We start from the raw sequence: 16,637 nt of genomic DNA on the forward strand, positions 1-16,637 counted from the left end.
GCCAGTCAACGAGTCCGAAACCGGGCAGTATGCGTCCATGGACGACGACGACGATTGGGTCGGTACCCCGCCCGAAGGCCATTACACGCGCGATCGGGCCGACCCGCAGTTCTGGTACCGCCAGAAGCCGGTCACGATCACGGGCACGCTGCTGCTGATCGCGGTGGTGATCCTGATCGTGGTGGTCGTGCTCTAGTGCCCTAGGCCCCCACACGTCGGCGCCAGCGGGCCGCGTCGCGCTCATCGATCTGGCCGAAGACGTCGGTGGCGCTGCCGGAGATGGCCCGGCGGATTGCGGGGTGCCAGGTCGGATCGCCCACGAGCTCCTCGAACAGCTCGGCTTTCAGCGGCCAGGGCACCGGCCCGGCGATGGCGAGCACGCGGCGCAGGCGGGCGTCGCGAGCGGGGCGGTCGCGACGGGTCATGTCGTGCCAGGCGGCCGCGACGGTGGCGGGGTCCTCGAAGAAGTCGACCCACAGCGAATAGGCGACGTGGTCGTCGCCATCGATGAGCCGTTCGCGGTAGGTGTCCCACACGGTCGCGCGCTCCGGCTCGCCGAGATCGCGGAACCAGCTCTTCAGGTACATGAGGTGCGCGTAACAGGGCATCTCGCGGTGGAAGCGCAGCGCGAGGTCGAGCCGGTCGGCCATCGGCACCGTGTCGTCGTCCCACAGGTCGGACAGCTCGTGCGGGACCATCGCCAGATCCTTGGGCCAATCGCCCGCTCGCTGGGCCCAGTCGCACGCGGCCCGGTAGCGCTCCGGGCCGACCGCCGCGACGAGCGCGTCGTAGGTCACCCCAGCCAGCGCACCGGATGGGCGTGGTGGCGACCCGTGCCCAGCAGTCGCTCCTCCCCGCCCGGCCACTGCGTGAGGCGCAGCTCGACGACGCGTGGGTCCTCGGTGCCCTCGTCGTAGTGCAGCCAGGCCAACGGCGCCGCAGCGGTCGCGCGCGCGGCGGCGTCGGAGAGCGTCGTGGCGATCCGGGCCCGGACCGCGTCGGGCACGTAGGTCCAGAAGACCGAGTGGTAGACGACGGTGGCCAGGCCCTCGGGCAGCGCCTGCAGCTGGCGGTCCACCCAGCTGTCGGCGCTCTCGGCGTCGACCGTCACGGGGCTGGAGCGCGCGACCGACAACGCCGCGCGCAGGTCGGCCAGGCGCTGGGCCTCGTCCGGCCACACGTAGGACTGCAGCGCCAGGCAGTCGGCCTCCGAGCTCGGGTCCAGCGGCGACAGATCGCAGCCGGCGCGCTCGGCCACGCGCAGCGGCGCGTCGAGCTTCGGCGTGCCGCCCTCCCAGTAGTCGCGGAACACGACCGGGCTGTCCGCCGGACCGCAGGCCAGGCCGCCCTGCTCGTAGCGGTAGCGATCGAAGTGCAGGTTCAGGCCGGCGCTGGCGCCCAGCTCCAGCGCGCGCAGCGGCAGCCCGGTGGACGCCGCGACCTCGCAGAACCCGCCGATCAGCGCGCCGCAGCGCGAGGTCTCGTTCGTCTGCAGCGGGTGGCTGAACTCGGCGACGACGTCGGGATCCTGATCGGCCAGGACCGCGCGCACCAACGGCCAGGCGGCGCCGGCGTCCCCGTCGCCGCCCACCGACGGGAAGTGCCGGGCCAGCTCGGGCCGCGCACCGGCCAGCACCTCGTAGTGCACGCCGGCCAGCGCACGGAACGCGAAGTACTCGGTGGCCGGCTCGGTCGCGTAGGGCTCCAGCAGCGACCAGGTCGGCCCATCCGCGCGCACGTCGTCGGCCATGCCCTCCAGCAGCGTCGCGTAGAACGGCGAGGGCGACAGCCGGGCCACGTCGGCGTTCTCCGCCAACGTGGCCAGCAGGACGGCGCGCGGGTCGCTCACCGGTTGAAGGCCGAGCGACCCGACCAGAGCGCCAGGAACACGATCAGGTTGACGACGATCGTGATCAGGCTGACGAACCCGATCCCGTCCAGCCCCACCGCGATCAGCCAGACGATGTCGTAGACCAGGCGGAAGCCCGACACGAACAGGCCGACGAACAGCGCGCTGGGGTTCAGCGCGATCAGGCCCCGGCCGACCCAGATGTAGATCAGGCCGACCGCAACGGTGATCAGGCCGAAGATGACCGCGTCGCCCGACGAGTAGCCGTCGAACTGGTTGTTGAAGATGACCATCAGGATTCCGCCGATGGTCTGGAAGACGCCGATGATCAGCGCCAGCGTCCCGACGACCGCTACGCCGCCCGGGGTTCCCCTCCGCTCTGATGTGGACATGCCGGGGATTATCCGGCTTTGTCTACAGCGTCACGTCGATGCCGTCGCGGTCGCCCTCGCACTTCGCGCGCGGCCAGATCCCCGGCATGCACTCCCACTCCTGCTCGGCCCAGTTCTCGTGGAACTTGACCTGACCGAGGTCGTCGCCCGCGACGCTGAACATCCACGAGTTCTCCGGGCGCTGCGCGAAGCAGCCGCCGAAGGTCTTCACCGTCAGCACGAGCTCGAGCGACCAGGCGTTGCTGTCCGGCGTGTAGGTGCCGTGGCTCTCGTCCCTGGTGCAGAACGAGTCCGAGCCCTCACGCACCGTGAACTGGTGGTCCTTCGCCCCGTGCACGACGACGACGAACTTCACCTGGTAGTCGCCCACGAGGTCGTTGGCGTGGCGGTCGATCGTGTTGTCGCCGGTGCCGCCGAGCAGCAGGTCGGCGCCCGGGCCGCCGACGAGGCGGTCATCGCCAGCGCCGCCCTTGATGCGGTCCGCTCCGCCACCGCCCCGGATCACGTCGTCGCCGGCGCCGGCCAGGATCGCGTCGCCGCCGCCGCGACCGCAGATGACGTCGGGGCCCGGCGTGCCGCGGAGCACGTCGTGGCCGGACGTGCCGGTGATCGTGCAGCGCTGCGGCGCCGCCTGCGCCGATGCGGTGGCCAGCAGCGAGACGAGGAGCCCGAGGGCGAGCGCGAAAGGTGCCATCCGTGACATGGCCGGGATGATACCGATCGGCGCACGGAATAAGCCCGATCGGCCCGCTCTGTACCGTCGAAGACATGCGCATCCACGGTGACTCGATCCGCGTCGGCGTCCACGCCGGGCAGCACAACGGCACCTACCAGCAGTTCGAAGAGCTGTGGAGACGCGCGGAGGAGCTCGGGTTCGACTGGGTCAGCGACTTCGACCACTTCCTGCCGATCGTCGGCGAGACCACCGGCCCGTGCTTCGAGGGCCCGACGCTGATGGCGGCGATGGCCGCCCACACCGAGAAGATCCGCTGCGGGATGCTGGTCACCAGCGTGACCTACCGCCACCCCGCGGTGCTGGCCAACATCGTCGCCACGCTCGACCACGTCTCGGGCGGGCGCATCGAGTACGGCATGGGCGCGGGCTGGTACGAGCTGGAGCACGACCAGTACGGCATCCCGTTCCCGCGCATCGGCGAGCGCATGGACATGCTCGACGAGGCCTGCCGGATCCTGCGCAGCATGTGGACCCAGGAGACCACCACCTTCGAGGGCAAGCACTGGCAGCTGAAGGACGCCTGGTGCGAGCCCAAGCCGGTCCAGGCGCACATCCCGCTGGTCATCGGCGGGGGCGGCGAGAAGCGCACGCTGCGCATCGTGGCCGAGCACGCCGACATCTGGAACACGTTCCTGAGCACCCCCGAGGAGCACCAGCACAAGCTCGACGTGCTGGCCGGCCACTGCGCCGACGTCGGCCGCGACTTCGACGACATCCGCGTCTCGATGACCTTCCGGGTCGTGGTCCGGGCCAACGAGGCCGATGCCGCCGCGATCGCCGAGCCGCAGATCGCGCACTTCCGCGAGGTCAACCCGCGGATGGCCGACATGTTCGTCTACGGCACGCCCGAGCAGGTCGTCGAGCGGCTGCTGCCCTTCCGCGCCCTGGGCGCGCACGACTTCCTGATGGGCGCCATGCCGTCGTTCGACTGGGAGTCGATCGAGCTGATGGCCCGCGAGGTCGCCCCCGCGCTGCGCGCGAGCGCGAGGCGGTGAAGCCCCGATGAGCACCACCGTTCCCGAGGCGTGGGGTTCGCCGCGCGAGAAGACGATCACCTGGTACGACCCGATGGTCACCGCCGCGGCCGGCGCCCAGCTCGACGGCCGCGCGTTCATGGAGGCGATCCGCGACGGCGCGATCGCCCCGCCGCCGATCGCCATGCTGTTCGACTTCGACATCGTCGAGGTGGGTGACGGCGAGGTGCGCTTCGCCGTGACGCCGGACGAGTCGGCCTACAACCCGATCGGGATGATCCACGGCGGGCTGGTCTGCACGATGCTCGACACCGTCACCGGCTGCGCGGTGCACACCCAGCTTCCGGCCGGCACCGGGTACGCGCACATCGACCTCCAGGTCAGCTACCTACGCCCCGTGCACGCCAGCAGCGGACGGCTCGTGGCCCGCGGCTGGGTGACCAAGCCGGGCCGGCGCGTCGCCTTCGCCCAGGGCGAGCTGCTCGACCAGGCGGGCAAGGTGCTGGCCACCGCCACGGCCAGCCTCATCGTGATGGCGCCCACCTGACACACGCCCATCCCGATTGGGTGTACGCTCGCGTTCATGAGGGTCAGGCTCGCCGCGACCGCGCTCTGCGCGGGGTCCGCGTTCGCAATCACCGCTGCGTCCGCACAGGCGCAGGACATCACGATCACGTCCTTTGACGGGACGCCGATCGTCGCGCACTGGTTCCCCAACCCGTCGCTGGCCCCCGGTCAGCGCGCGCCGGTGGTGCTCAACGGCCCGGGCTGGGCCCAGGCCGGCGCCAACGACCCCTCCACGGGCGTGATCAAGGCGCTGCTGGACGAGGGCTACAACGTCCTGACCTGGGACCCGCGCGGGTTCGGCCAGTCCGGCGGCGAGGCGACGATCGACGCGCCCGACGTCGAGGGCCGCGACACGATGGCCCTGATCGACTTCACCGCGCAGCAGCCCTCGGTGCAGCTGGACGCGCCGGGCGACCCGCGCGTCGGCATGGTCGGCGGCAGCTACGGCGGCGGCATCCAGTACTCGACCGCCTCGATCGATCCGCGCATCGACGCGCTGGTGCCCGTCGTCGGCTGGCACTCGCTGCAGACGAGCCTCTACAAGGACCAGACCTTCAAGCAGGGCTGGAACACGCTGCTCTACTCGTCGGCCGCCTCCAAGGGCCTGGACCCGCACATCCGCTCGGCCTACACATCGGCCACGGCGACCGGCGTGCTCAGCGCCGCGGACGAGGCGTGGTTCGTCTCGCGCGGGCCCGGCGACGCAGCGCTGGCCAAGATCAAGGCCCCCACGCTGATCATGGGCGGCACGATCGACACGCTCTTCCCGCTCGACGAGGACGTCAAGATCTACCAGCGGCTGAAGGCCAACGGGACGCCGGTCAAGCTCGTATGGGTCTGCGGCGGCCACGGCGCCTGCCTGGTCGGCAACGGCGGCACGCTGACCTCGCCCGACCTGAGCCTCGCCGGCCTGGAGCGCGCGCAGGGCGACCCGGTCCCCGACCAGCTCACCGACGCGTGGCTGGCCAAGTACCTGAAGGGCACCGGCACGGTCGACGAGCCGGCCTTCGAGGGCCGCTCCGACGACGGCCGCTACTACACGGCGACGCAGTACCCGGTCAAGCAGACCAAGCCGCTGACCGGCTCCGGCAAGGGCACGCTGACCGTCACGCCGGGCGCCACCTCGGGGACGGCGATCGCCTCCGTCCCGGTCACCGGCAACGTGGTCACCGCGCGGGCCACGGCCAAGCGGGCCGCGATGCTGGTGGGCGCGCCCCGCGCCACGCTGGCCTACACCGCGACCTCGACGACGCCCCGCACGACGATCTACGCGCAGCTGGTCAACGTGACCAAGAAGGTCGTCGTCGGCAACAACGCGGTGCCGATCCCGCTGGTCAGCGACGGCAAGCCCCACACGGTCAGCCGCGACCTGATCCCGATCATCTCCACCGCCAAGGCGGGCGACCGCTACGAGCTGCAGCTGATCGCCGGCACCAAGCAGTGGGTCGACCAGCGCTCCCAGGCCACGGTCAAGATCGCCTCCGCGAAGGTGCGCGTGCCGGTCGCGGCCAAGGGTCAGTTGACGCCGCGCTGACGAACCGTTCACATCGCGGTCACGAACCGCGATGATGTAGGGGCATGAGCGCCGAAGCCGTCCCGTCCCCCGCCGCGTCGCCGACGCGGCGGGCCCGCACGGTGGCGCTCGCTGGGCGCGTCCTGCCGATCCTCGCGCCCGTCGTCTACCTGGTGGCGCTGGCCGTCTCGATCGCCAACGAGGGCCTGCCGCTGGCCCGCGACCAGCTGTTCTGGTGGCTGGGCCTGGGCATGGCCGCGTTCAGCGTCGCGCGCTGGCGCAGCTGGGGCGTGATGCTGCTGGAGTGGCTGCCGCTGCTGGCGCTGCTGGTCGCCTATGACTACCTGCGCGGCGCCGTGTCGGTGGCCACGTGGGAGGCGCACGTCGATCCGCAGATCGCCTTCGACAAGTTCATCGGCTTCGGCCAGATCCCCACCGTGTGGCTGCAGGAGCACCTGTGGCACCCGGGCGACCTGCACGTCTGGGACTACGCGATCTGGGTCGTGTACATGTCGCACTTCTTCACGATCTGGATCGTCGCGGCGGTGCTCTGGCGGGTCGCCCACGATCGGTTCCGCAAGTACGTCGCGCTGGTCGTGCTGACCACGGTGGCGGCGTTTCTGACCTACTGGCTGTACCCCGCCCAGCCGCCGTGGCTGGCCGCCGACAACGGCGACATCGGCGCGGTCAGCCGGATCGTTCCGGAGGTGTGGGGCCAGCTCGGCGTGCACACGGCCAAGTCGATCTGGGAGGGCCACGGCGACCTCGTCAACCTCGTCGCCGCGATGCCCTCGCTGCACGCCTCCTACCCGTTCATGCTGCTGCTGTTCTTCTGGCCGGCGGGCTGGCTGGTGCGCGGGCTGCTGGGCCTCTACACGCTGGCGATGGCCTTCACGCTGACCTACGGCGGCGAGCACTTCGTGATCGACCTGGTGGTCGGGTACGTCTTCACGGGTATCGCGTTCGCGATCGTCACGTTCGCGCCCCGGCTGTGGCGCGCGTGGCGTGGGCGATCCTCAGAGCAGGACGCCGGCGAGCTCGCGTAGCTGCGCGGCCTGCGCCGGCAGCTGGCCGGGCAGTGGCTGGATGCAGACGTGGTCAGCGCCCGCGTCCAGGTGGGCGTGCACGCGCGCGGCGATCTCCTGCGGGGTCCCCCAGGCGACGATCGCGTCGACCACGCGGTCGCTCCCGCCGTCGTCGAGGTCCTCGGGCGCGAAGCCCAGGTCCTGGAGGTTGTTGCGGTAGTTGGGCAGCTGCAGGTAGCGCGCCATCTCCCGGCGGGCGATCTCCCGGGCCACCGTCGGGTCGCTCTCCAGCAGGACCATCTGCTCGGGCGCCAGCCACGGTTCGGGGCCGAGCACGTCGCGGGCACGCGCCGTGTGCTCCGGCGGCGTGAAGTACGGGTGCGCGCCGGCGGTGCGGGCGCCGGCCAGCTCGAGCATCTTGGGGCGCAGCGCGGCGAGCACGATCGGCAGCGGCTCGGCCGGCGCGGGCACGCGCAGCTCGGCGGCCTCCATCGCGTCCAGGTAGGTGCGCATGGTGCTCAGCGGCTTGCCGTACTCGTGGCCGCGGCCGGCCACCGAGGGCGCGTGGCTGATGCCCAGCCCCAGCACGAACCGTCCGGGATAGGCCTCGGCCAGCGTCGTGCCGGCGGCGAGCATGGCCACCGGATCGCGCCCGTAGACGTTGGCGATGCCGGTGGCGATGGGCAGGCGTTCGGTGGCGGCCAGCAGGAGCGCGGCGTGCACGAGCGCCTCCTTGCCGGCGCCGATCTCCGAGAACCACAGCGCGCCGTAGCCGAGCGACTCGACCTCGGCGGCGAAGGCGGCCTCGTCGGCCCGCGAGGCGAAGTTGCCCGCGCCGCTCCAGGCGCCGACGCGCCCGAGGCGCTCGCGCAGCGTGTCGGCGACGCTCACTGGAAGTGGCGGTTGAGGATCTCGTCCTGCGTGGGCCGCGCCTGCTCGACGCGGGCCAGGCCGTCGGCGGTCAGGCAGGCGAAGATGCCGCGGCGGTCGTCGGCGCAGGCGTTGCGACAGGTGAGGCCGTCGGCCTCCAGGCGCGAGACCAGCCGCGACAGCGCGCTCTGGCTGATGTGCACCTCGTCGGCCAGCTCCTGGATGCGGCGGTGGTGGTCGGGCGCCTCGGCCAGGCGGTCCAGCACCTCGAACTCCGAGCGCGACAGGCCGTGGCGGCGCTGCATCTCGCGTTCGAGATCCTCGGCCACGACGGCGTGGCGGCCGGACAGATCACGCCAGGCGGTAACGAGCTCGGACATGGTGTCTTGCCAGCTTAGCGACCAAGTCATTGACATGTCCATGCATGCACATGCATATAGTCCCTTTATGGCTTCATCTACCTCCCACCTCGACCGGCGCGCGTGGGGCACGCTGCTGGTCCTGTGCGGCGCGCTCTTCCTGGACGGCCTCGACGTCTCGATGCTGGGCGTCGCGCTTCCCTCCATCGACGCCGACCTGCACCTCGGCACCTCGACCCTCCAGTGGGTGGTCAGCGGCTACGTGCTCGGCTACGGCGGCCTGCTGCTGCTCGGCGGACGCGCGGCCGACCTGCTCGGGCGGCGGCGGGTCTTCCTGATCGCGCTCGGCGTGTTCGCCGCGGCCTCGCTGCTCGGCGGCCTGGTCAGCGACGGAACGCTGCTGATCATCACCCGCTTCATCAAGGGGACCGCCGCCGCGTTCACCGCGCCGGCCGGCCTGTCGATCATCACCACGTCGTTCGCCGAAGGGCCGGCGCGCAACAAGGCGCTGGCCGTGTACGCCGCGACCGGTGCCTCGGGCTTCTCGCTCGGGCTCGTGCTCGGCGGCCTGCTCACGCTGCTGGGCTGGCGCTGGACGTTCCTGCTGCCCGCCCCCGTGGCCCTCGCGCTGCTGTTCGCCGGGCGCCGGCTGATCGCGCCCGACCGCGCCGAGGACCGCGCCGATGCGCGCCGCGGCTACGACATCCCGGGCGCGGTGACCATCAGCGGCGGCATGCTCGCGCTGGTCTTCACCGTCGTGCGAGCGCCGGAGGTCGGCTGGGCCTCCGCGCAGACGATCGTCGGCTTCGCGCTGGCGGCCGCGCTGCTGGCCGGCTTCGTGGCCATCGAGCAGCGCAGCTCCCACCCGCTGGTGCGGCTGGGGATCCTGCGCACCCGCGGCCTGGTGCGGGCCAACGCGTCCGCGGCGCTGCTGTTCGGCTGCTACGTCTCGTTCCAGTTCATCGTCACGCTGTACCTGCAGGACGCGCTGGGCTGGTCGGCGCTGGAGATGGCGCTGGCGCTGCTGCCCGGCGGGCTGATCGTGGCCTTCGGGGCGCCGCGCACCGGCGCGTTGATCGACCGCCTGGGCACGGCGCGCGTGATCGCGCTGGGCATGGCGGCGTTCGCCGTCGGCTACGTGCTCTTCCTGCGCGTCGGCGACACGCTGAGCTACGCGACGCTGCTGCTGCCGACGATGCTGCTGATCGGCATCGGCTTCGCGCTGGCCTTCCCCGCGATCAACGTCGCGGCGACGACCGGCGTGGAGGACCACGAGCAGGGGCTGGCCTCCGGGTTGGTCAACACCTCGTTCCAGGTCGGCGGCGCGCTCACGCTCGCGGTCGTCACCGCGGTCATGACCGCCAACTGGAACAGCTCCAGCGCCGCGGCCGGCTCGACCGACGCGCTGCTGGATGGATACGTGCCTGGCCTGGTGCTCGTCGCCGCGGCCAGCATCGGCGGCCTGGCCGTCGCGTTGTCGGGCGTGTTCCGACGGCGCGAGACGGTCGTGGCCTACGCAGGCGCCGCCCCGGTCGACCTGCCGCGCGACCCCGCGCAGCAGGACGTCTACGACCGGGCGGCCTGACGCGCTACAGGCGGATGGTGACCCGGCGGGTTCTGCTCGCCGTGTCGCCGTCCGCCTCGCGCACGTCGACCTTGAGCGTCACGGTGATCGTGCGCCGGCGGGCGGCCCGCAGCTTCTGACGCTGCGCCCGGGTCAACGCGACCCGGATCCGGTGCTGGCCCGCCGTCGTGCGCAGCACGGTGCGGGCCAGTGGCGCGCCGAGCAGCCTGCGCAGCGCCCGGTCGCCCGTGAACGTCGCGGTGATCGTGCAGCGAGCGGTGCAGTCGGCGCTGGCGGTGACCGCCCCGTTGCGGCCCGCGCGCGGCGGCGCGGCGATCGAGGGCTCCGTGCGCGGCGGCACGGTGACGCTGGTCGGCAAGGTCGTCTGGGTCGGCGGCACCGGCACGGTCGGCGGCTCGGGCGTCGCCGGCGGGATCGTGACGACGGTCGACCCGCCACCGCCGCCTCCCCCTCCGCCGCCGCTGGGGACCACATGCGCGACGCCGTAGATGCGCAGGTCGGTGACGTCGATCCATTCCCGGCCGGTGAAGCCGGGGTTCGTGTTCTGCGGCGCCATTATCTGGAAGCGGATCTGGGTGACGTCCTGGCCCATCCCGGCGTTCAGCGTGCGCAGGTTGAGACGGTGGCGATCGGCCGGGACGAACGAGCCCTCGTAGGCCAGCTGCCAGTCGCCGGCGCGCTGGACGAACACGCGCAGGTCCTTCAGCGTCGAGCTCGGGCCGTCCTGGCAGACCTCGGTCGGATCGACGCCGATCGCGCTGATGTCGATCGACCGGGGCAGCGTCAGCGTCACCGCCGGATGGCGGTTCCCGGCGTCCGAGGCCGACGACCAGCCTGACACGGTCGAGCCATCGAAGGCGTCGTTGGGCCCACAGGGCCCCGACGGGTCGTCGGCCTGCGCGATCGTCGCCCCGCCGCTGAGCGTCGCCCAGTCGCGCCGCAGGGGCTGGTTCTGCGTCGTCGTCGCCCCCGCGGTGACCGCGGTCGACGCGCGCGAGAGCGTGTCGTAGCCCGGCGCCCGGAACGTCAGGTCCGGGTACGTGCCGGCCGGCACGGTCATCGCGTAGGCGCCCGTGGCATCGGTCGTGGTGACGAACGGCGAGGTCAGGCCTTGCGCGGCCTCGTGCCCGCCGAAGACGACCGACGCGCCCGACACCGGCGCCCCGGAGGCGTCGTCGGTGACGCTGCCGCGCACGGTGCCGTCGCTGCCGGCCGCCGGCGGGAGCGAGGTGTCGGCCACCGGCGTGACGTCGGACGCGTCGGCGGCGCCGGCGAAGAAGCCCATCCCGCGGTGGGCGAAGACCTGCCAGATCGTGTCCACGAGCGCGTCGTCGCCCGGGTAGTCGGCCGCGGCGGCGGCGAGGATCGCGTTGCGCGCGTCCAGGAAGGACGGCTTGGGCGTGGTCAGGCGCATGCCGTCGGTGATCAGCTGGCGCGCCGTCGTGACATCCGGCACGGCCCGGCGCAGGTCCCACAGGGTCTGCGTCCAGATCTCGCCGTCGGCGTGCACCTCGGGGCGATCGATCACCTTGCCGAAGTCGGCGTAGGTGTAGCCGCCCTTCGGGCACCGCGGCGACGTCGCGCCGACGCGGCAGTCGGTCGCCTCGGAGCGGGCCGCGCCGAAACCGGCGTCCGAGTAGGCCCCCACGTACACGTCGCCGTCGACCGCCGGATCATCCGGGATGATCTGGCTGATCGGATAGCCGGCGGGCGGATCGACCATCGCGTCCAGCGCGTACCAGTCGCTCCAGCCCTCGCCCATCGAGCCCGACTGCTGCGGCCGCAGGGCGCCGTACCCGGTGGCGTCGGTGATCAGCCGGTTGGACAAACCGTGCCCGTACTCGTGCCACACGACGGCGGGGTCGAAGTCGAAGTCGATGTCGCGGTCGTCGTTGGCGCCGATCTTGGTGACCAGGTACATCTGCATCTGGGCGCCCTGACCGACCGGAAACGTGGCCATGTTCGCGTTGTTGAGGTGGTTGTCGTCGGGACCGCTGAGCGCGCCATCCAACCCCTGCGCCCGGATGCGGTCAGCGGGGCCCGAGAAGCTGTCGAAGCCGAACGGAACGGCGGCCAGGTGCTCGTGGAACACGTTGACCAGCCAGAACATGTTCACCACCGACGGCTTCAGGTTCGTCTGCCAGCTCGTCGCGCGTTGGCCCGGGCTGCCGTCCCAGGTGCACCACTTGGTGGCGTCCTCGCACAGGCCGCTGGCGTTGCCGCTGAAGCGCTGGGTGGGGAACGCGAAGCTTCCGGTCCCGTCGGGATGGATGATCTCGTCCGCGCTGGGGACGTTGTCGTCGGTGATGTCGGCCCAGGCGATGACGTTCGCTCCGGCCAGGCCGCTCGCGGCGATCTCCGACTGGTTCAGGAACGGGGTCAGGTCGACCGACGCCGGGCCCCGTCCGGGCCAGGCCGGGAAGACGTCCGCGTCGCCGCCGGCATCGGCGTCGACCAGGTTGGCGCGGTACAGCACATCGCCGTTGGCGGCGTCGACGACCACGTCGTACAGCGCGTCCGATGCGGCGTGCACGAGCAAGCGCCAGGCCGGACGGGTCACCCCGACGTCGCCGAACAGCACCAACTCGGCGCGATCATCGTGGTCGAAGGTCGTCGCGCGGCGCGCACCCGCCGGGCCGGAGCGGACGACCGGGGTGCGCCGGACGGCCACGCCGGCCAGCGCCGCCTGCAGCGCGTCGGTGGCCGACAGCGTCGGCGTCGCGTCGACACCGGCCAGGCCGGGGTTCGGCGAGCCGGTGACGCTGACCACGCGGCCGGCCCGGTCGACGCCGACCTTCAGGAGGTTGTCGAACGACGGGATCCCGTCGTTGGACTGGACGAACTGCACCACGACGAGGCCGCCCGCGCCGCGCAGCGACGCCGCGGGCGAGAACGTGGCCAGGTCGGCGTCCGTGAGGCCGATCGCCGCGGCGTGGTCGCGCACGTAGGCCCAGGCGATGTCGACCTTGTTGCCCGCCTCGGCGTCGGTGAGCGCGCCGTCGAGGCGCTGGATCGTGCGCAGGGTGCCGTTGACCGGGTCGGTCTGGACCACGGCCTGGTCGCCCAGCCCGACGGCCAGCTGCTCGCGCGCGTCGACGGTCGCCCGCGACGACTGCGGCGCCGCGCCGTGGGTGGTGACCGTGGCCGCCGCGGCGCTCGCCCCGTCGCGGACGTCGAAGTTCGCCAGCGGGTCAGCCGCGGCCGGGGCGGCGAGCGCGAGCGTCATCGCTCCGGCCGCGATCAATCCTGCGCATCCGTGCGAGACCCTCATCGAGTCGGCGAGCCTACTCGATGCTCTGATGTCCGGTGCAACGGCGGCGCTACAGGCGGATGGTGACCCGGCGCGCTCTGCTCGCCGTGTCGCCGTCCGCCTCGCGCACGTCGACCTTCAGCGTCAGCGTCACCTTGGTCCGGCCTGCCCGGCGCAGCTTCTGACGCTGCGCCCGGGTCAGCGCCACCTTGACGGTGTGATCCCCGGCCGTCGTGCGCCGCACGGCGCGGGCCAACTGGGTGGTGCGCGCGCCGAGCAGCTTGCGCAGCGCGCGGTCGCCCGTGAACGTCGCGGTGATCGTGCAGCGGCCGGTGCAGTTGGCCCGCACCGACACGGCGCCGTTGCGGCCGCTGCTGGGCGGCGTGGGGATCGTCGGCTCGGTCGTGGGCGGCACCGACGGGCTGGACGGCGTCGGCGTGGGCACGGGAGCCGTCACGGTCGGCGTGGCCGGCTCGGGCGTGGGCGTTGTCGTCGGCTTGGTGGCCGCGCCACCACCACCGCCGCCGCCTCCCCCGCCGCCACCGCCGCCACCGCTGGACTGATGCGGCACCCCGTAGGCCTTCAGGTCCGTGACGTCGACCCACGACGCGCCGGAGCCGCCCGTCGTGCTCTGCGGCGTCACCAGCTGGTATCGGACCTTCGTGACGTCGGTCCACACTTCAGGAACCGAACCGGTCGGCGTGCGCACGTTGATGCGATTGCGATCGCCAGAGCCGAACGTCCCGTCGTAGACCTGGAACCAGCCGGCGTATTGCGGCCCCGCGCGGTACACGCTGATCCGGATCTGACGCAGCGCGGACGTGGCATCGTCACCACAGGTCTCGGTCGGGTCGATCCCGAAGGCGGTGATGTCGATCGACTGCGGCAACGACAGCGTCACCGTCGGATGTCGTCCACCGCCGCCGCTGCTGGACGACCAGCCCGTCCCGGACGTTCCGTCGAACGCCCAGTTGGGGCCACAGAACCCCAGCGGGTCGTCGGCCGAATCGATGGTCGCGCCACCACCGAGCGATACCCAATCGCGCCTGATCGCCTGGCTCTGCGTCGTGCTCCCGCCCGCCGTCACCGTGACGTTCGACGAGCGCGTGATCGTGTCGTATCCGGGGGAAGAGAAGGTCAGCTTCGGATAGCTCCCGGCTGGCACGGTGAGCGAGTAGTGGCCGGCCGCGTCGGTCGTGTCGACGAACGCCGATGTGCCGCCGGCGGCAGCCTCGTGGCCGCCGAAAGCGACGCTCGCCCCGCTGATCGGAGTGCCCGTGTCCGTGTCGGTCACCGTGCCGCTGACGGTGCCGTCCGGTCCGGTCGGCGGGATCGCGAAGTCGGCGACCGGCGTCACGTCCGCGCCGCTGGTCGCGCCCGCGAAGAAGCCCATGCCCCGGTCGGCGAAGACCTGCCAGATCGTGGCCTGCAGCGCGCTGTTGCCCGCGGCGGCCGCGAGGATCCCGTTGCGCGCGTCCAGGAACGACGGGTTCGGGGTGGTCAGGCGCATGCCGTTGGTCACCAGCATCCGCGCGGTGGCCACGTCCGGCACGGCCTCGCGCAGGTCCCACAGCGCCTGCGCCCAGATCTCGCCGTCGGCGTGGACCTCGGGGCCGCTGGCGATCTGGCCGAAGTCGGCGTAGGTGTAGCCGCCCGCCGGGCACCAGGTCGACGTGGACCCGATCGGGCAGTCGAGGCTCTCCGTGCGCGTCAGGCCGGGTCCGGGGTCGGTGTACACGCCGAGGTTGACCTCGCCGGGCGTCCCGGTGTCGTCGATCACGTGTGCGATCGGGTAGCCGGCCGGCGTGTCGACCATCGCGTCCAGCGCGTACCAGTCGCTCCAGCCCTCGCCCATCGAGCCGGACTGCTGCGCGTCCAGCGCGCCGTAGCCGTCGGCGTCGGTGATCAGGCGGTTGGACAGGCCGTGGGTGTACTCGTGCCAGACGGTGGCCGGGTCGAAGTCGTAGTCGACGTCGCGCTGCTGGTAGCCGGGGACCGTCGTGGCCAGGTACATCTGCATGCGCGCGCCCCGACCGGCGGGCAGCGTCGACATGTTCGCGTTGTCGAGGTGGTTGGCATCGGGACCGCTGGACGCGCCGTCCAGCCCGTGGGCCTGGATCCGATCGGCCGCACCGGTGAAGCCCGTGAAGCTGATCGGCGCGGCGGCCAGGTGCTGGTGGAAGGCGTTGACCAGCCAGAACATGTTCACGACGGCCGGCTTGAGGTTCGTGGTCCAGCTCGTCGCGCGCTGGCTCACGCGTCCGTCCCACGTGCACCACTTCGTCGCGTCGACGGTGCAGAAGCCCGCGCTGTTGCTGGTGAACTGCGTGAACGGGAAGACGAACTCGCCGCCGCTGGGCAGGACGATCTCGCCCGCGGTCGGCGTGTCGTCGTCGGTGAGGTCGGCCCAGGCCCAGGCGTACGGCCCGGCCAGGCCCTTCGTCGCCACCTCGCCGGCGTTCAGGAACGGCGTCAGGCTGACGGTCGTGCTCGCGCGGCCCGGCCAGGCCGGGAACACGCTCGCGTCGTCGGCGGCGGAATCGGTCAGGCTCGCGCGCCGCAGCACGTCGCCGGTGGCGGCGTCGACCACGACGTCGTAGGTGGCCGACGGCGCGTTGACCAGCACGCGCCAGGCCAGGCGCGTGACCCCGACATCGCCGAACAGTACGAGCTCGGCCCGGTCGCCCTGGTCGAAGGTCGTGGTCTGGCGCGGGCCCGTCGGGGCGGAGACGATCGCGGGCGTGCGCTGCACGGCGGTGTTGGCCAGCGCCGCGACCAGCGCGTCGGTGGCCGAGACCGTGGGCGTCGGGTCGACCCCGGCCAGGTCCGCGTTGGGCGAGCCGGTCACGTTGAGCACGCGCCCGTCGGCGTCGACGCCGACCTTCAGGACGTTGTCCAGCGTCGGGATGCCGCCGACCGACTGGGCGAACTGCGCGACCTCCAGGCCGCCGGCGCCCCGCTGGATCGACTGCAGGGAGAACGTGGCCAGATCGGCGTCGTCGAGGCCGATCGCCGTCGCGTGCTCGCGCACGTAGTCCCAGGCGCGGTCCGCCGCGTCGCCGCCGCCCGCCGTGGTCAGCGTGCCGTCCAGCCGCTGGATCGCGCGCAGCGTCCCGTTGACCGGATCGGTCTGGACGACGGCCTGGTCGCCCAGATCGTCGGCCAGCTGCGCGCGCGCCTCGGTCGTCGCGCGGCCGGCCTGCGGTCCGGAGGAGCGCGCGGCGCTGGTGCTCATCGCGCCGGCCGCCGCGGCGTCGCGGACGTCGTAGTTGGGCAGCTGGTCGCCCGGACGCACCGGGTCGGCCCCGCGCGCGAAGGCCACGCTCGTCGGAGCGGAGGCGAGCGCAACGATGGCCAGCAGTCCTCCGACGGCACGGGCGAGGCTCATGGGTCGGCGATCCTAGTGGAGCCGCAGGAAACCTTTCGCCGCTTCTTCGGTACGGGACCGACGATGCTCCTACGTCGTTTGCGACGGCGGAGCGGCCCACGATCCCCGGGACGAGATCGGGGCCGAACC

General features: G+C 72.2%; 14 protein-coding genes. 6 read left to right on the plus strand and 8 right to left on the minus strand.

The window, feature by feature from the left end:
• Positions 1-37 precede the first annotated feature (37 nt).
• A complete protein-coding gene (locus tag ACZ5UI_RS11285; protein WP_464197279.1) occupies positions 38-196 on the plus strand; it encodes a hypothetical protein in 159 nt (52 codons plus the stop codon).
• Positions 197-200: 4 nt separating this feature from the next.
• Here ACZ5UI_RS11285 and ACZ5UI_RS11290 read toward each other — a convergent pair whose 3' ends face one another.
• The 4 genes from ACZ5UI_RS11290 to ACZ5UI_RS11305 are packed head-to-tail and all read right to left on the minus strand — an operon-like array spanning position 201 to position 2,935.
• Positions 201-797, minus strand: a complete 597-nt coding sequence (locus ACZ5UI_RS11290) for a hypothetical protein (protein ID WP_464197280.1) — start codon at positions 795-797, stop codon at positions 201-203.
• On the minus strand, positions 794-1,849 hold the full coding sequence (locus tag ACZ5UI_RS11295; protein ID WP_464197281.1) for a DUF2332 domain-containing protein: 1,056 nt from the start codon (positions 1,847-1,849) through the stop codon (positions 794-796). The genes ACZ5UI_RS11290 and ACZ5UI_RS11295 overlap by 4 nt, the downstream gene beginning before the upstream one ends.
• Complete coding sequence (locus tag ACZ5UI_RS11300) at positions 1,846-2,241, minus strand: hypothetical protein (protein ID WP_464197282.1); 396 nt, start codon at positions 2,239-2,241, stop codon at positions 1,846-1,848. Before ACZ5UI_RS11300 ends, ACZ5UI_RS11295 begins: the two co-directional genes overlap by 4 nt.
• 22 nt (positions 2,242-2,263) lie before the next feature.
• Entirely contained in the window at positions 2,264-2,935 is a 672-nt protein-coding gene (locus tag ACZ5UI_RS11305) for a calcium-binding protein (protein WP_464197283.1), read from the minus strand.
• Positions 2,936-3,009: 74 nt separating this feature from the next.
• On the opposite strand from ACZ5UI_RS11305, the gene ACZ5UI_RS11310 reads away from it, so the two are divergent.
• The 4 genes from ACZ5UI_RS11310 to ACZ5UI_RS11325 are packed head-to-tail and all read left to right on the plus strand — an operon-like array spanning position 3,010 to position 7,077.
• Positions 3,010-3,972, plus strand: a complete 963-nt coding sequence (locus ACZ5UI_RS11310) for an LLM class F420-dependent oxidoreductase (protein ID WP_464197284.1) — start codon at positions 3,010-3,012, stop codon at positions 3,970-3,972.
• A 7-nt stretch (positions 3,973-3,979) separates the two neighbouring features.
• A complete protein-coding gene (locus ACZ5UI_RS11315; RefSeq protein ID WP_464197285.1) occupies positions 3,980-4,498 on the plus strand; it encodes a PaaI family thioesterase in 519 nt (172 codons plus the stop codon).
• A gap of 36 nt (positions 4,499-4,534) precedes the next feature.
• Complete coding sequence (locus ACZ5UI_RS11320) at positions 4,535-6,052, plus strand: alpha/beta hydrolase (RefSeq protein WP_464197286.1); 1,518 nt, start codon at positions 4,535-4,537, stop codon at positions 6,050-6,052.
• A 44-nt stretch (positions 6,053-6,096) separates the two neighbouring features.
• The gene (locus tag ACZ5UI_RS11325) at positions 6,097-7,077 is read left to right on the plus strand and encodes a phosphatase PAP2 family protein (RefSeq protein ID WP_464197287.1); all 981 of its coding nucleotides are present in this window, start codon (positions 6,097-6,099) and stop codon (positions 7,075-7,077) included.
• On the opposite strand, the gene ACZ5UI_RS11330 is transcribed toward ACZ5UI_RS11325, so the two are convergent.
• Positions 7,048-7,947, minus strand: a complete 900-nt coding sequence (locus ACZ5UI_RS11330) for a TIGR03620 family F420-dependent LLM class oxidoreductase (RefSeq protein ID WP_464197288.1) — start codon at positions 7,945-7,947, stop codon at positions 7,048-7,050. The genes ACZ5UI_RS11325 and ACZ5UI_RS11330 overlap by 30 nt on opposite strands.
• Complete coding sequence (locus ACZ5UI_RS11335) at positions 7,944-8,306, minus strand: MarR family winged helix-turn-helix transcriptional regulator (protein ID WP_464197289.1); 363 nt, start codon at positions 8,304-8,306, stop codon at positions 7,944-7,946. Before ACZ5UI_RS11335 ends, ACZ5UI_RS11330 begins: the two co-directional genes overlap by 4 nt.
• Positions 8,307-8,373: 67 nt before the next feature.
• Here ACZ5UI_RS11335 and ACZ5UI_RS11340 point away from each other — a divergent pair, with 67 nt between their 5' ends.
• Positions 8,374-9,870 (plus strand): MFS transporter, encoded by a 1,497-nt coding sequence (locus tag ACZ5UI_RS11340; protein WP_464197290.1) that lies wholly within the window; start codon positions 8,374-8,376, stop codon positions 9,868-9,870.
• 4 nt (positions 9,871-9,874) lie between these two features.
• On the opposite strand, the gene ACZ5UI_RS11345 is transcribed toward ACZ5UI_RS11340, so the two are convergent.
• The gene (locus ACZ5UI_RS11345) at positions 9,875-13,096 is read right to left on the minus strand and encodes a M36 family metallopeptidase (protein WP_464197291.1); all 3,222 of its coding nucleotides are present in this window, start codon (positions 13,094-13,096) and stop codon (positions 9,875-9,877) included.
• A 94-nt stretch (positions 13,097-13,190) separates the two neighbouring features.
• Positions 13,191-16,508, minus strand: a complete 3,318-nt coding sequence (locus ACZ5UI_RS11350) for a M36 family metallopeptidase (protein WP_464197292.1) — start codon at positions 16,506-16,508, stop codon at positions 13,191-13,193.
• Positions 16,509-16,637 lie beyond the last annotated feature (129 nt).

The organism is Conexibacter sp. JCM 18997 (assembly GCF_055391915.1).

Excerpts from the sequence above, each read along its gene's own strand:
- ACZ5UI_RS11285 (WP_464197279.1), top strand. The coding sequence starts at position 38 with ATGGACGACGACGACGATTGGGTCGGTACCCCGCCCGAAGGCCATTAC.
- ACZ5UI_RS11350 (WP_464197292.1), bottom strand. The coding sequence starts at position 16,508 with ATGAGCCTCGCCCGTGCCGTCGGAGGACTGCTGGCCATCGTTGCGCTC.
- ACZ5UI_RS11315 (WP_464197285.1), top strand. The coding sequence starts at position 3,980 with ATGAGCACCACCGTTCCCGAGGCGTGGGGTTCGCCGCGCGAGAAGACG.
- ACZ5UI_RS11310 (WP_464197284.1), top strand. The coding sequence starts at position 3,010 with ATGCGCATCCACGGTGACTCGATCCGCGTCGGCGTCCACGCCGGGCAG.
- ACZ5UI_RS11320 (WP_464197286.1), top strand. The coding sequence starts at position 4,535 with ATGAGGGTCAGGCTCGCCGCGACCGCGCTCTGCGCGGGGTCCGCGTTC.
- ACZ5UI_RS11300 (WP_464197282.1), bottom strand. The coding sequence starts at position 2,241 with ATGTCCACATCAGAGCGGAGGGGAACCCCGGGCGGCGTAGCGGTCGTC.
- ACZ5UI_RS11325 (WP_464197287.1), top strand. The coding sequence starts at position 6,097 with ATGAGCGCCGAAGCCGTCCCGTCCCCCGCCGCGTCGCCGACGCGGCGG.
- ACZ5UI_RS11340 (WP_464197290.1), top strand. The coding sequence starts at position 8,374 with ATGGCTTCATCTACCTCCCACCTCGACCGGCGCGCGTGGGGCACGCTG.
- ACZ5UI_RS11305 (WP_464197283.1), bottom strand. The coding sequence starts at position 2,935 with ATGGCACCTTTCGCGCTCGCCCTCGGGCTCCTCGTCTCGCTGCTGGCC.
- ACZ5UI_RS11335 (WP_464197289.1), bottom strand. The coding sequence starts at position 8,306 with ATGTCCGAGCTCGTTACCGCCTGGCGTGATCTGTCCGGCCGCCACGCC.
- ACZ5UI_RS11345 (WP_464197291.1), bottom strand. The coding sequence starts at position 13,096 with ATGACGCTCGCGCTCGCCGCCCCGGCCGCGGCTGACCCGCTGGCGAAC.